General features: G+C 73.2%; 16 protein-coding genes. 8 read left to right on the plus strand and 8 right to left on the minus strand.

The window, feature by feature from the left end:
- The first annotated feature begins 58 nt into the window (after positions 1-58).
- From ACH4D3_RS36970 to ACH4D3_RS37000, 7 genes are all read left to right on the plus strand, one after another.
- Positions 59-622: a hypothetical protein gene (locus tag ACH4D3_RS36970; protein WP_398331848.1), complete on the plus strand. Its 564-nt coding sequence runs from the start codon at positions 59-61 to the stop codon at positions 620-622.
- Positions 623-672: 50 nt separating this feature from the next.
- On the plus strand, positions 673-1,692 hold the full coding sequence (locus tag ACH4D3_RS36975; protein ID WP_398331851.1) for a CopD family protein: 1,020 nt from the start codon (positions 673-675) through the stop codon (positions 1,690-1,692).
- Between the two features lie 151 nt (positions 1,693-1,843).
- Complete coding sequence (locus ACH4D3_RS36980; RefSeq protein ID WP_011027997.1) at positions 1,844-2,830, plus strand: DEDDh family exonuclease; 987 nt, start codon at positions 1,844-1,846, stop codon at positions 2,828-2,830.
- 63 nt (positions 2,831-2,893) lie between these two features.
- Positions 2,894-3,127, plus strand: a complete 234-nt coding sequence (locus ACH4D3_RS36985) for a hypothetical protein (RefSeq protein ID WP_003976994.1) — start codon at positions 2,894-2,896, stop codon at positions 3,125-3,127.
- Between the two features lie 68 nt (positions 3,128-3,195).
- Positions 3,196-3,987 (plus strand): SURF1 family protein, encoded by a 792-nt coding sequence (locus tag ACH4D3_RS36990; RefSeq protein WP_398331854.1) that lies wholly within the window; start codon positions 3,196-3,198, stop codon positions 3,985-3,987.
- Between the two features lie 64 nt (positions 3,988-4,051).
- On the plus strand, positions 4,052-5,839 hold the full coding sequence (locus tag ACH4D3_RS36995) for a glycoside hydrolase family 15 protein (RefSeq protein WP_398331857.1): 1,788 nt from the start codon (positions 4,052-4,054) through the stop codon (positions 5,837-5,839).
- A 5-nt stretch (positions 5,840-5,844) separates the two neighbouring features.
- Positions 5,845-6,600 (plus strand): SDR family oxidoreductase, encoded by a 756-nt coding sequence (locus ACH4D3_RS37000; protein ID WP_398331860.1) that lies wholly within the window; start codon positions 5,845-5,847, stop codon positions 6,598-6,600.
- 18 nt (positions 6,601-6,618) lie between these two features.
- Here the strand turns inward: ACH4D3_RS37000 and amaP are convergent, their stop codons facing one another.
- The 5 genes from amaP to ACH4D3_RS37025 form a co-directional block, all read right to left on the minus strand.
- Positions 6,619-7,206: an alkaline shock response membrane anchor protein AmaP gene (gene amaP / locus ACH4D3_RS37005; RefSeq protein WP_398331863.1), complete on the minus strand. Its 588-nt coding sequence runs from the start codon at positions 7,204-7,206 to the stop codon at positions 6,619-6,621.
- Complete coding sequence (locus tag ACH4D3_RS37010) at positions 7,203-7,883, minus strand: DUF6286 domain-containing protein (protein WP_398331865.1); 681 nt, start codon at positions 7,881-7,883, stop codon at positions 7,203-7,205. The genes amaP and ACH4D3_RS37010 overlap by 4 nt, the downstream gene beginning before the upstream one ends.
- A complete protein-coding gene (locus tag ACH4D3_RS37015; protein WP_356861526.1) occupies positions 7,880-8,263 on the minus strand; it encodes a hypothetical protein in 384 nt (127 codons plus the stop codon). Before ACH4D3_RS37015 ends, ACH4D3_RS37010 begins: the two co-directional genes overlap by 4 nt.
- On the minus strand, positions 8,260-8,445 hold the full coding sequence (locus tag ACH4D3_RS37020) for a hypothetical protein (protein ID WP_104635968.1): 186 nt from the start codon (positions 8,443-8,445) through the stop codon (positions 8,260-8,262). Before ACH4D3_RS37020 ends, ACH4D3_RS37015 begins: the two co-directional genes overlap by 4 nt.
- 73 nt (positions 8,446-8,518) lie before the next feature.
- Positions 8,519-9,001, minus strand: a complete 483-nt coding sequence (locus ACH4D3_RS37025) for an Asp23/Gls24 family envelope stress response protein (protein ID WP_398331869.1) — start codon at positions 8,999-9,001, stop codon at positions 8,519-8,521.
- An 87-nt stretch (positions 9,002-9,088) separates the two neighbouring features.
- Here ACH4D3_RS37025 and ACH4D3_RS37030 point away from each other — a divergent pair, with 87 nt between their 5' ends.
- Positions 9,089-9,898: a nucleopolyhedrovirus P10 family protein gene (locus ACH4D3_RS37030; protein ID WP_398331872.1), complete on the plus strand. Its 810-nt coding sequence runs from the start codon at positions 9,089-9,091 to the stop codon at positions 9,896-9,898.
- 20 nt (positions 9,899-9,918) lie between these two features.
- On the opposite strand, the gene ACH4D3_RS37035 is transcribed toward ACH4D3_RS37030, so the two are convergent.
- The 3 genes from ACH4D3_RS37035 to ACH4D3_RS37045 all read right to left on the minus strand — a co-directional run bounded on the left by ACH4D3_RS37035 (position 9,919) and on the right by ACH4D3_RS37045 (position 13,036).
- Complete coding sequence (locus ACH4D3_RS37035; protein ID WP_398331875.1) at positions 9,919-10,722, minus strand: enoyl-CoA hydratase/isomerase family protein; 804 nt, start codon at positions 10,720-10,722, stop codon at positions 9,919-9,921.
- Positions 10,723-10,879: 157 nt separating this feature from the next.
- On the minus strand, positions 10,880-11,101 hold the full coding sequence (locus tag ACH4D3_RS37040) for a helix-turn-helix domain-containing protein (RefSeq protein WP_003976983.1): 222 nt from the start codon (positions 11,099-11,101) through the stop codon (positions 10,880-10,882).
- A gap of 336 nt (positions 11,102-11,437) precedes the next feature.
- The gene (locus ACH4D3_RS37045; protein WP_398331878.1) at positions 11,438-13,036 is read right to left on the minus strand and encodes an ABC-F family ATP-binding cassette domain-containing protein; all 1,599 of its coding nucleotides are present in this window, start codon (positions 13,034-13,036) and stop codon (positions 11,438-11,440) included.
- Positions 13,037-13,040 lie beyond the last annotated feature (4 nt).

Genomic DNA, 13,040 nt, shown 5'->3' on the forward strand with positions numbered 1-13,040 from the left:
GGCGGTTGTCCGGTTCCCACCCGGACCGCCGCCCCCGTCGTGCGGCAGTATCTTCCGCATGGACACTTACGAGGATTCCGCCGCCTGGGGGCCCGAACCGGTGCGCCCGCGCTGGTCGCTGGCCCTGAAGTTCGTCGCGACCCTCCTGTTCTTCCCGCTGCTGTGCGCGTTCTGGCTGGCAGTGGCCGCGGTGCTCTTCGTGGTGGGTCTGTTCGCCGACGGGATCGCCGCGGTCAGTGAGGGCTTCGGGCGCGGCTACATGAGGTTCATGGACGACGTCCTCGGTGGCATAGCCCGGCTGGCCTCCTGGTGTGTGACGTGGCCCGAGCTGCGGCACGAGGGCGACACCGCCTACTACCGGGCGCGGGTCGACAGGGTCGTGGGCAACTGGACCAAGCAGGCCTCCGCCCCGCGCGAGCCGAAGGCCGCGCCGCCGCCCGTGGAATGCGAGATACACCGGCGCGACTACCGCGGCGTCGGCGGACGGTACGTCGCCGAGGTCGCCCTCGCCCAGGGGTGGGAGCTGCGCCCCACGGACGTGCGCAAGGAGGTGCGGCTGTGGTGGTCGGCCGCGTCCCGCTCCGAGGACGCGTCCGCGGCCGACACGGCACGGGAGCCGTGAGGACGCCACCGGAACTTGCCCGGATCTGGTGACTTGGTGAAGATCCTGGGGTGACCTCGATACGCCCCCCGTCCCGGACCACCGACGCCGGACGCCACTCACGGCCCTCCGGCACCGGCCGGACGGTCGCCGTACTCGTGCTGGTGGCCCTGGGCGCGCTGATACCCGTGCTCGGCCCCTCCCCCGCACTGCACGGCACCGGGGAGGCCGAGGCGCCCGGCACCGGCGGCATCGCCCTGCTGCGCACGGTGCTCTTCGCCGCGCTGAGCGTCCCGCTCGGCGAACTCTTCGTGAACCGGCTGGCCCGGTCGCTGCCCGGTGCTCCCCCGGACCGGCCCCGCAGCTGGTCGCCGTACGCGGCCGCCGTCGGACTCGTCGCCGCGCTGGGGCTGGCCTCGGTCGTGGCCACCGGCAACCTGGTGCCGGACTCCGTCGCCGACATCGACGTCGGCGGTCTCTACGAGTCCCGGGACGGCAAGCTCGCGCTGCTGGAGGTCAACGGATTCCTCGCGGCCTGGCTGTGCGCGACCTCGCGGCGGCCAGGCCTCCAGGCGTGGCCGCTGGCCGCGGTGATCGTCGCCGACGCGCTCCGCGCGCACCCGACGACCGAGTACAGCCCGCTGCTCGGCTCCGGACTGACCCTCGTCCATCTGACGTGCGCCGCCCTGTGGGTGGGCGGTCTGCTGTACGCGCTGCGGACCCTGCGGCACTGGGGGGCGACGGAGGCGGGGCAGGAGGCTGGGCCCGCTCTGCTGGGGCTCTACGCGCGCGTGGCGGCCGTGCTGCTGGCGGCCCTCACGGCCACGGGGGTGTGCAGTTCGCTGCGCCGGATGCCGGCGGGCACGATCCTGGAGCAGCTGACGGACACCGCCTACGGGCGGGTCCTGCTGGCCAAGGTGCTCCTCGTGGCCGCCGTCGCCGCCCTCGCGCTGTGGGCCAGGATCCGGCTGGGCCGCGCGGCCGACCCGCTGGCCGCCTGCTCCCCCGCGCGCGCGGAGGTCGTCGCGCTGGGCGTGGTGGTGGCGGTGTCGGGCCTTCTGACGGCCCTTCCGGTGCCGATCCGTTGGTGAGTGCGTTGGTGAAGGCATCGGTGAGGGCATCGGTGAGGGCATCGGTGAGGGCGCCGACGGGTGTCACAACGAGCTCCGGACGCCGGGGCGTTGACGGCGGCGGGCACCTGCGGGACCGGAGTGTCGGTCCGGGCCCGTATCCTCATTGACCATGCTCGAAGACCGCACGACCGCAGCGCCGTCCGCCACGGCGTGGCCGGCCGCGTATCCCCAGGGGTACGCGGTCGTCGACGTGGAGACCACCGGCCTGGCCCGCGACGACCGCATCATCTCGGCGGCCGTCTACCGACTGGACGCCCGCGGCGAGGTCGAGGACCACTGGTACACCCTGGTCAATCCGCAGCGCGATCCGGGCCCGGTGTGGATACACGGTCTGACCAGCGACGTACTCCGGGACGCACCGCTCTTCCCGGACGTCGCCGAGGAGTTCGCGGCCCGGCTCGACGGGCGGGTCCTCGTCGCGCACAACGCGGTCTTCGACTGGCAGATGATCGCCCGTGAGTACGCGCGCGCGGAGCGCGAGGCCCCGGTGCGTCAACGCCTGTGCACCATCGCGCTGTCCAAGGCGCTGGACCTGCCGCTGCCCAACCACAAGCTGGAGTCGCTGGCCGCGCACTTCGGCGTCGTGCAGCAGCGGGCGCACCACGCGCTGGACGACGCCCGGGTACTGGCGGAGGCGTTCCGGCCGAGTCTGCTCGCCGCGGCGGCCGGGGACGTGCGGCTGCCGCTGCACGAGTGCCGGCCGCTGACCGAGTGGTCGGACCGGCCCGCGCCCCGGATCGGGCAGCAGGCGGGCTACGGGAGCTACCGGCCGACCAGTTGGCGCCCCTCCCGCAAAAGGCCCGCATGCCCCCATCCCAACCCGGGGCGGTACGAAGAGGGCAAACGGCTCAAGCAGGGCATGCGGGTCGCCTTCTCGGGTGACACCTCCGTCGAGCGCGACCTGCTGGAGGACCGCGCCGTCGAGGCGGGCCTGCACGTCGCGACCAGCCTGTCCCGGCTGACCAGCCTGCTGGTCACCAACGATCCGGACTCGGGCACCTCCAAGGTGGTCAAGGCCCGCCAGTTCGGGACTCCGGTGGTGGACGAGGCGGCCTTCGGGCAACTGCTCGCGGACGTCGAGCCTGCGGACGGGTGATTCCGGGCGACTCGCCCGGCGCCCACCGGCCCGCGTTCGCGGCGACGGCCCACCCTGTGGCGCATGGCGACATGTGAAGTCTGCGGCAACAACTACGGAATGACCTTCGAGGTCCACGCCCAGGGAGCGGTGCACGTCTTCGACTGCTTCTCCTGCGCGATCCACCGGATGGCCCCCATCTGCGAACACTGCCGGGTACAGATCATCGGCCAGGGCGTCGAGGTCGACGGCCACTGGTTCTGCGGCGCCCACTGCGCCCGCGCGGAGGGGAGGGCGGGGATCGTCGACAAGGTCTGAGCTCCGCCGCCGGGCGTGAGCCCGTACCCGCCGCGTGACGCCCCACGACCGAGTTGTACCGTCGTGGGGTGTACCGCTTCCTGTTGTCCCGCCAGTGGGTGATCCTCACACTGCTCGCCGTGCTGCTCATCCCCACGATGATCGAGCTGGGCTTCTGGCAGATGCACCGCTACGAGGAGCGCACCGCCCGGAACGACCTGGTCGCGAGCGCGCTCGAGGCGCCACCGGCGCCCGTGGAGTCGCTGACCGCACCCGGCAAGAAGATCACCACGCGGGAGCGGTACCGCACCGTCACCGCCGAGGGCCGCTTCGACACGGACCGCGAGGTCGTGGTCCGCCGCCGCACCGACTCCGACGACAACATCGGCTACCACGTGCTGACCCCGTTCGTGCTGGACGACGGCAAGGTCCTGCTGGTCAACCGGGGCTGGATCCCCGCGGACGGCCCGAGCCAGACCGCGTTCCCGAAGGTCCCCGCACCGCCTCGGGGCGAGCTCACCCTCACCGGCCGGCTGATGCCCGACGAGACGACCGAGGCGAGCGGCATCAAGGACCTCGAGGGTCTCCCGGACCGGCAGATCATGCTCATCAACAGCGAGCAGCAGGCCGAACGCCTGGACGCCCGGGTGCTCGGCGGATACGTGGTCCTGAAGACTCCCGAGCCGAAGAACGACACCCCGGAGCCGATCGGCAGGCCCGGCAACGAGAACGCCGCGCTGAACTACGCCTACGCCATCCAGTGGTGGCTGTTCGCCGCGGCCGTACCGGTCGGCTGGTGGTTCCTGGTCCGCCGGGAGAAGCGCGACCGGGAGGCCGCCGAGGACGTGGAGCCCGCGGAGGCGGAACCCGTGACGGTGTAGCCGGGCGGCGGGAGGGCGCGGGCGGATCCGATTGCTCCGGCTCCGGCCGGGAAGAGGTCAACCCGTGCACCCCCACATCGAGGACTACGCGCTCATCGGCGACCAGCAGACCGCGGCCCTGGTCGCCACGGACGGCTCCGTGGACTGGCTCTGCCTGCCCCGCTTCGACTCGCCCGCCTGCTTCGCGAACCTGCTCGGCGAGGAGGACAACGGCCACTGGCGCATCGCGCCCGAGGGCGCGGAGCGCTGCACCCGGCGCGCCTACCGGCCGGACACCCTCGTCCTGGACACCGAGTGGGAGACCGAGGACGGTGCGGTCCGCGTCACCGACCTGATGCCCCAGCGCGACCGGGCCCCCGACCTCGTCCGCATCGTGGAGGGCCTGAGCGGCGAGGTCACCGTGCACAGCGTGCTCCGGCTGCGCTTCGACCACGGCTCGATCGTGCCGTGGGTGCGCCGGGCCGACGGGCACCGGGTGGCCGTCGCCGGGCCGGACTCGGCGTGGCTGCGCAGCGAGCCCGAGGTGCGCAGCTGGGGCCAGGACTTCGGGACGCACGCGGAGTTCACCGTCGCCGCGGGCGAGAAGGTCGCGTTCGTGCTGACCTGGCACCCCTCGCACGAGCCCCGGCCGCCGCTGATCGACCCGTACATGTCGCTGGAGCACAGCGTCGAGGACTGGCGCGAGTGGGCGGCACGCTGCCGCTACGACGGCCCGCACCGGGACGCCGTGGTCCGCTCCCTGATCACGCTGAAGGCACTCACGTACAAGCCCACCGGCGGCATCGTGGCGGCCCCCACCACGTCGCTGCCGGAGGAGCCGGGCGGCGTGCGCAACTGGGACTACCGCTTCTGCTGGCTGCGCGACTCCACGCTCACCCTGGGCGCCCTGCTGTCGGCGGGCTACCTGGAGGAGGCGGAGGCCTGGCGCGACTGGCTGCTGCGCGCGGTCGCGGGCAACCCGGCGGACCTGCAGATCATGTACGGCGTCGCGGGCGAGCGGCGGCTGCCCGAGTCCGAGCTGCCGTGGCTGTCCGGCTTCGCCGGGTCCGCGCCGGTACGGATCGGCAACGACGCGGTGAACCAGCTCCAGCTGGACGTGTACGGCGAGGTCATGGACTCCCTGTCGCTGGCCCGGCTGGCGGGGATGCGGCCCCGGCCGCAGATGTGGGAGCTGCAGTGCGCCCTGATGGAGTTCCTGGCCACGGCGTGGCGGGAACCGGACGAGGGGCTGTGGGAGGTGCGGGGCGGGCGCCGGCAGTTCGTGCACTCGAAGGTGATGACGTGGGTGGCCCTGGACCGGGCGGTGCGCACGCTGGAGCACCATCCCGAGCTGGGCCGCGGTGACCTCGACGGCTGGCGGGCGCTGCGCGACGAGGTGCATCGCGAGGTGTGCGAGAAGGGCTACGACCCGGTGCGCAACACCTTCACCCAGTACTACGGCTCGCGGGAGCTGGACGCCTCGCTGCTGCTCGTTCCGCGCGTGGGCTTCCTGCCGCCGGACGACCCGCGGGTGGCCGGCACGGTCGATGCGATCGGCGCGGAGCTGACCCGGGACGGCCTGGTGCGGCGCTACAGCACCGAGGGCGCTGCCGTCGACGGCCTGCCGGGCGGCGAGGGGACGTTCCTGGTGTGCTCGTTCTGGTACGCGGACGCGCTGCACGCGACCGGCCGGACGAAGGAGGCCCGGGAGCTGTTCGAGCGGCTGGTGGGGCTCGCCAACGACGTGGGGCTGCTGGCCGAGGAGTACGACCCGGTGGCCGGGCACCAGCTCGGCAACTTCCCGCAGGCCTTCAGTCACGTCGGCCTGGTGAACACGGCCCTCGCCCTGTACGGGGGCGAGGGGGCAGGATAGGGGCCATGGATCTTGGACTGAAGGACCGGGTGTACGTCGTCACGGGTGCCACCCGGGGCCTGGGCAACGCCGCCGCGCGCGAGCTGGTCGCCGACGGGGCGAAGGTGGTCGTCACGGGGCGGGACGAGAAGAGCGTCGCGGAGGCGGCCTCGGCGCTGGGACCGGACGCGGTCGGGGTGGCCGCGGACAACGCCGACCCGGAGGCCGCCGGGCGGCTGATCGCCACCGCCCGTGAGCGCTTCGGCCGTTTCGACGGCGTGCTGATCAGCGTGGGCGGGCCGCCGCCCGGGTTCGCCGCCGACACCACGGACGAGCAGTGGCAGTCGGCGTTCGAGTCGGTGTTCCTGGGCGCGGTGCGCCTCGCCCGGACGGCGGCGGCCGAGCTGGCGGACGGCGGGGTGATCGGGTTCGTGCTGTCGGGCTCGGTGCACGAGCCGATCCCGGGCCTGACCGTCTCCAACGGTCTGCGCCCCGGGCTCGCGGGCTTCGCCAAGTCCCTCGCCGACGAGTTGGGCCCGCGCGGCATCCGCGTCATCGGCCTGCTGCCGGGGCGCGTCGACACCGACCGGGTGCGCGAGCTGGACGGGCTGTCCGCCGACCCGGAGGCGACCAGGGCGGCCGCCGAGTCCCGCATCCCGCTGCGCCGCTACGGCGCCCCGGAGGAGTTCGGCCGCGTGTCGGCGTTCCTGCTCTCCCCCGCGGCGTCGTACATCACGGGCGTGATGCTTCCGGTGGACGGCGGCGTGCGGCACGGGTTCTGAAACGGGCGGAGCCGACGCTCAGTTGACCCGCTCGGCCCCGTGCTTGACGCCACGGAGCTGGACCTCCGCCGGGAGGGAGGTGAGGTTCGCCGAGTCGCGGGCGTGGGCCAGGGCCCGGGTGGTGAGGTCGTGCAGGGCCGTGCCGGGGTCCACATGGGGGGCCAGCAGCAGCCGGACGCGGGTCGCCGGGGCGTCGCGGCGGCCGGTGAGCCGGACACCTGCCCGTTCGACCCCGTCCACGCGGTCCGCCTCACCGGCGACGACGTCCTCCAGTGCCCTGCCGCGCAGCGTGGCGCCCTCGCCGTCCCCGGTGTCGACGAGGACCTCGGTGAGCCTGCGGCGGCGTACCACCGCGACCAGCCACCACAGGGCGAGCAGCAGCAGGACCGCGAGCCCGGCGATGACGACCGGCCACCACCAGCCGGCCTCCCGCCACCGGGTCCGTTCGGCGTTGCTCAGCAGCACGTCGTGCGGCCCCTGGTGGACCCACCAGGAAGGTGCCGGGGCGTCGAATCCCACGGCCAGCACCGCGCCGCCGAGGGCCAGCAGGACCAGGCCCGCGAGTGCGGTCAGTACCCGGTTCACCGTCCTGAGCACCGCGTTCACCCCTTCCGTCCGGGGCGCGCCACCCGCAGCGACACGGCGGGCGGCCGGGCCAGTCCGAGACCGCGCACCGCGTCGTCGAGCACACCGTCCAGGTCGGCCCGTACGTCGTCCAGTTCCCGGAAGTGCGACAGCGCCCGTACCCGGGCCCGGCGGCGGCGCATCCGCACCCGCGCCGACTGCACCCCGGAGACCTCCATGGCCCGGTCGCGCAGCACCGTGGCGGCGGCGTCCCGGTGCAGTCCGGCGCGTACGTCCGGGTGCGTGTGCCGCATCGGCAGCACCCGGCGCAGTCCGGGGGTGAGTGCCAGCACGAGCAGCCAGAGCCCGAGGGCCGTGGCGACTCCGGCGCCGACCAGCACCCAGGTGTCGTCGACGGGCCGTTCGGCGAGCTGCCGGGCCAGGTCGCGGCGCCAGCCGAGCGCGGACCGGCCGGCGCGCACGGCGGCGACGTCGTAGAGGAACGCCCCGGCCAGGAGCAGGAGCAGCAGCGCGACGAGGCCGGCGGGGACGCGGCGCGCGGACCAGAACCGCCCGGCCCGGCCGCTCCCGGACGCGTCCTGGGGTCCGGGCTCGTCCTGGTCCGGCGACGGTGCCGCACCCGGCTCGGTGCCGCGTTCCACGACGGGCAGGCGCTGGGTGCTGCCCTCTCCCGTCCCGGAGCCCTCCGGCTCGCTCATCGCGTCCTCCCGTGCCTCGCGCCGTACTGCGCCGACAGGTGCAGCCGCTCCACCTGGACGGCGACCTCCGGCACCGCCATGCCCACCAACGCACGTACCCGCTGGACGACTTGGTGACGCACCTGGCCGCAGCGGGCGCCGATGTCGCACGGGTAGTCGAGTTCGAGGTGGACCCGGACGTGTGCGGTGTCGTGGTGGACGTCGACGGTGGCGTACGGCCGTGCGGCGTCCGGGTGGAGCGGGCCGAGCGCCTCGCGCGCCGCCCGGGCGGCGACCTTGGCGACGACCCGGTCGGCGATCCGCGTGGCGCCGCGCTCGCCCGGTGCCACGCGGGCCAGGGGTTCGAGGAGCTCACCGGCCCCATCGCTCACGCCGGTCACCGCCGCCGGTCGTCGCGGGTACGGAAGAAGTCACCGAGGTCCATGTCCCCCTCCAGGAAGCGGCCGACGACGAACCCGACGGCCCCCAGGGCCGCCACCAGCAGGAAGGCACCGAACCCGCCGAAGTATCCGGCGAAGCCCAGTGCCATGCCGGCGATCATGCCGACCACGGCCATGCTCATGGTGCGCTCCCCTCATTCACCGATTCACTCACCGATCCCTCAGCGTTCCGTCGGCGTTCCGTCAGCGTCCGTGTCACCTGATCCGGGGCTCCGGTTCCTCGTCCTCCTCGTCGGGCAGCTTCACGTCGCTCACCGCGATGTTGACCTCGACGACCTCAAGACCGGTCATCCGCTCCACCGCCGCCACCACGTTCTCCCGCACGTCCCGGGCCACGTCCGCGATCGACACGCCGTACTCGACGACGATCTCCAGATCGAGGGCGGTCTGCTTCTCGCCGACCTCGGCCTTCACCCCGCGCGTCACCCCGGACCTGGTCCCGCCGGGCACCCGGTCGCGCACGGCGCCGAAGGTGCGCGACATCCCGCTGCCCATCGCGTGCACACCGGCGACGTCGCGTGCCGCCATTCCGGTGATCTTCTCCACGACGCCGTCGGCGATGGTGGTCCGTCCCCGGGTGCCGGGGTCTCCGCCGCCGCGCCGAATCGTCTGGCCCTTGGCCGTACCGGGGGTCTCGATCGTGTCCTGCCCGCTCCGGTGGCTCTCCATGTCACTCATCGCCGTACGTCCCTTTCGGTCGTAGTCCTGTGCCCACGGTAGGCGGGGTTGCGGCGGCTCGCGCCACGGATGCGGCAGGCTGGAGGAATGACGACGGCGGACCGGTGGACGCGGGCGGTGCGTGAGCAGTTGGGTCTCGGCAGGCTGCTGCCGCTGGGCGGCCCGGGGGACGGTGCGTGGATCGCCGAGCGGGCGGCACGGGCGGTGCTGCTGGCGGCGGCCCGTGGGGTGGCGGGGGTGTGGCCGGGTGACCTGCGGGTCGGGCTCGCGGACCCGGACGACGTGGGCGAGCCCGCCGTGCCGCCTCCGCCGGGTGCGCTGCCGCCCGGTCCGCTGCGGGTGACGGCCGACTTCGCGGTGGTCGTGGGGCCGACGACGGCGGTCGCTGAGCCGCTGCCGGCTACGGCCGCGCGCCTGCGGGCGGCGCTGACGGAGGCGGCGGCCGCGCGGCTCGGCCTCGCGGCGGCGGACGTGGACCTGCGGGTGACCGGCCTGCTCGACGAGACGCCGGAGACGGGCCCGAAGGCGGGTCCGGAGGCCGGGCCGGAGCCGGGACCCGCCGACGCGGCCGACGAGGCCGACGAGGCCGACACCGAAATCGACCGCGACGGCAGCGACGGCGGCGAAGCGAGCGGCGACGAGGGGCATGTCGCCCGGGCCGCGCTGACGGTGCCGGGCGTGGTGCGGCTGACGGGCGTACTGGGCCGTCCGGTGCACCTCACCGAGCCGCCACCGCGGGAGGGTGCCCTGCCGCGCCGCCATGTCCGGGTGGAGCTGGCGGTGCGGGCGGACCACCGGGCCGCCGAGGTGGCCCGGCGGGTCCGCGCGGCAGTGTCCGAGGCCCTGCCGGACCGTCCGTCGGTGGCGGTGGTGGTGACACGGACGGACGTCGGCTGAGAAGACGCGCCTGGGCGCCCCTACTCCCCGAGCCCCGCCAGGTCGCGCAGCCGGCGCCCCTGCGCGGCCCGTTCGGCGGTGCGCTGGGCCTCGTAGTCCCGCGTCGGGGCGCCCTGGAGCAGCGCCTTGGTCTCGACGACCGCGTCGCGCGGTGCGGCCAGGATCGCGGACACCAGGTCGTGCACGGCGGGGTCGAGCTGGTCCGCGGGCACGGCGAGGTTGGCCAGGCCGGTGCTCACGGCCTCCTCGGCCGCGACGAAGCGCCCGGTGGCGCAGATCTCCAGCGCACGGGCGTACCCGACCAGGGACACCAGGGGATGCGTGCCCGTCAGGTCCGGCACCAGGCCCAGGCTGGTCTCGCGCATGGCGAACTGCACGTCGTCCGCGACGACCCGCAGGTCGCAGGCGAGGGCCAGCTGGAAGCCCGCCCCGATGGCGTGCCCCTGCACGGCGGCGACCGACACGAGGTCGCTGCGCCGCCACCAGGTGAACGCCTCCTGGTACTCGGCGATGGTCGCGTCCAGCTCGGCGTCGCCGCCCCGCGCGAGGTCGATGAACGACGGTTCCCCGTCGAAGCCCTCGGGCGTGAACGCCTGCCGGTCGAGCCCGGCCGAGAAGGACTTGCCCTCGGCCCGCAGCACCACGGCGCGGACGGAGCCCGGCAGCAGCCGGCCGGCCTCGGCGAGCGCCCGCCACAGAGCGGGGCTCTGCGCGTTGCGCTTGGCCGGGTTGGTCAGCGTCACCGTGGCGATCGCGTCGTCGACGGTGAGCCGCACGCCGTCCTGGTCGAGTGCGGGACCGGGGTCGTGGGCGGGCGAAGCCATGGGGCGCCTCCGAAAGGTGCGGTCGTCGTCCCCGCCGCGCGCCGGACGGTGCGCCGTGCGACGGCAGGGCTAAGTGACTGCACAGTAACCACCCGGACGGTCGGAGAACCGACCGGGTGGCCACCGTCACTTTCGGAGTCGGGGGCCGCCCGGGACGTCAGGCCGAAGTGGCCTTCTTGCCCCGGGTAGCCCCGCCACGCCCTCGGAGCGTGACGCCCGACTCGCTGAGCATGCGGTGCACAAAGCCATACGAGCGGCCGGTTTCCTCGGCCAACGCCCGGATGCTCGCACCGGCGTCGTACTTCTTCTTCAGGTCTGCCGCGAGCTTGTCGCGCGCGGCGCCGGTAACCCGGCTGCCCTTCTTCAGAGTCTCGGCCACCCGTGCCTCCTCATGGGAAGTGCGCTCTGGTTCTCCTCATGATCACCCCTCCAGGCGCTCATGGCCACCCATTCGGCAAGGCTGATGAGACAAGGTTGTGACGACAGGAGCGTGTCCCCACATACGGAATCCCTGATTCCAGAGAATCGGACCCGCTCCGCCGAACGAGTTTCTCCACGAAATTCCAGGTCAGAAAGGCGTCGCGGCCGGACCCCCGGTGGATGGGGGTCCGGCCGCGAATTCGATGTAGGACACACCTCTTGATGAGGAGATCTCACACAGATGGCGGATCACGGATCGGCCGAATGATCCATAACCAGTGGATCATCCATTCGATCAAGCGAGGGCGACGAGGTCCGCGTAGTCGGCGCCCCACAGGTCCTCGACGCCGTCCGGAAGCAGAATGATCCGTTCCGGCTGGAGCGCCTCGACGGCGCCCTCGTCGTGGGTGACCAGGACGACGGCGCCCTTGTAGGTGCGCAGCGCGCCGAGGATCTCCTCGCGGCTGGCCGGGTCGAGGTTGTTGGTGGGCTCGTCGAGGAGCAGCACGTTCGCCGAGGACACCACGAGGGTGGCCAGCGCGAGACGGGTCTTCTCGCCGCCGGAGAGGACACCGGCGGGCTTGTCGACGTCGTCGCCGGAGAACAGGAACGAGCCCAGCGTCTTGCGGACGTCGACGAGGTCGAGGTCCGGGTTGGCCGAGCGCATGTTCTCCAGGACGGTGCGCTCGGGGTCGAGCGTCTCGTGCTCCTGGGCGTAGTAGCCGAGCTTGAGTCCGTGTCCCTCGACCACCTCGCCGGTGTCGGGCTTCTCGACGCCGCCGAGGAGGCGCAGCAGGGTGGTCTTGCCGGCGCCGTTGAGGCCGAGGATGACGACCCGGGAGCCCTTGTCGATGGCCAGGTCGACGTCGGTGAAGATCTCCAGGGAGCCGTACGACTTGGACAGGCCCTCGGCGGTGAGCGGGGTCTTGCCGCAGGGCGCGGGCTCGGGGAAGCGGAGCTTGGCGACCTTGTCGGACTTCCGCTCGGCCTCCAGGCCGGCCAGCAGCTTGTCGGCCCGGCGGGCCATGTTCTGCGCGGCGACGGTCTTGGTGGCCTTGGCGCGCATCTTGTCGGCCTGCGAGTGCAGGGCGGACGCCTTCTTCTCGGCGTTCTGACGCTCGCGCTTGCGGCGCTTCTCGTCGGCCTCGCGCTGCTGCTGGTAGAGCTTCCAGCCCATGTTGTAGACGTCGATCTGGGAGCGGTTGGCGTCCAGGTAGAACACCTTGTTGACGACCGTCTCGACCAGGTCGACGTCGTGGGAGATCACGATGAAGCCGCCGCGGTAGGTCTTCAGGTAGTCGCGCAGCCAGATGATCGAGTCGGCGTCGAGGTGGTTGGTCGGCTCGTCGAGCAGCAGGGTGTCGGCGTCCGAGAACAGGATCCTGGCCAGCTCGATACGGCGGCGCTGACCGCCGGAGAGCGTGTGCAGGGGCTGGCCGAGCACCCGGTCGGGCAGGTTGAGCGCGGCGGCGATGGTGGCGGCCTCGGCCTCGGCGGCGTATCCGCCCTTGGTGAGGAACTCGGTCTCCTGGCGCTCGTACTGCTTGAGCGCCTTGTCACGGGTGGCGCCCTGGCCGTTGGCGATGCGCTGCTCGTTCTCCCGCATCTTGCGGATCAGGGTGTCCAGGCCGCGGGCCGACAGGATGCGGTCGCGGGCGAGCACGTCGAGGTCGCCGGTGCGCGGGTCCTGCGGGAGGTAGCCGACCTCGCCGGAGCGGGTGACGGCACCGGCGGCGGGCTGGCCCTCGCCGGCCAGGACCTTGGTGAGGGTGGTCTTGCCGGCGCCGTTGCGGCCGACCAGGCCGATGCGGTCGCCCTTGGCGACGCGGAAGGTGGCGCTCTCGATGAGGACACGGGCACCGGCGCGCAGCTCGATGCCGGAGGCGGAGATCACGGTC

This window comes from Streptomyces sp. NPDC018026 (assembly GCF_044327745.1).
Taxonomy (GTDB): domain Bacteria; phylum Actinomycetota; class Actinomycetes; order Streptomycetales; family Streptomycetaceae; genus Streptomyces; species Streptomyces rubrogriseus.

Coding starts and splice junctions, on each gene's coding strand:
- ACH4D3_RS37010 (WP_398331865.1), bottom strand. CDS start 7,883: ATGAGCGAGCCGGAGGGCTCCGGGACGGGAGAGGGCAGCACCCAGCGC.
- ACH4D3_RS37000 (WP_398331860.1), top strand. CDS start 5,845: ATGGATCTTGGACTGAAGGACCGGGTGTACGTCGTCACGGGTGCCACC.
- ACH4D3_RS37035 (WP_398331875.1), bottom strand. CDS start 10,722: ATGGCTTCGCCCGCCCACGACCCCGGTCCCGCACTCGACCAGGACGGC.
- ACH4D3_RS37030 (WP_398331872.1), top strand. CDS start 9,089: ATGACGACGGCGGACCGGTGGACGCGGGCGGTGCGTGAGCAGTTGGGT.
- ACH4D3_RS36980 (WP_011027997.1), top strand. CDS start 1,844: ATGCTCGAAGACCGCACGACCGCAGCGCCGTCCGCCACGGCGTGGCCG.
- ACH4D3_RS36985 (WP_003976994.1), top strand. CDS start 2,894: ATGGCGACATGTGAAGTCTGCGGCAACAACTACGGAATGACCTTCGAG.
- ACH4D3_RS36970 (WP_398331848.1), top strand. CDS start 59: ATGGACACTTACGAGGATTCCGCCGCCTGGGGGCCCGAACCGGTGCGC.
- ACH4D3_RS37025 (WP_398331869.1), bottom strand. CDS start 9,001: ATGAGTGACATGGAGAGCCACCGGAGCGGGCAGGACACGATCGAGACC.
- ACH4D3_RS37020 (WP_104635968.1), bottom strand. CDS start 8,445: ATGAGCATGGCCGTGGTCGGCATGATCGCCGGCATGGCACTGGGCTTC.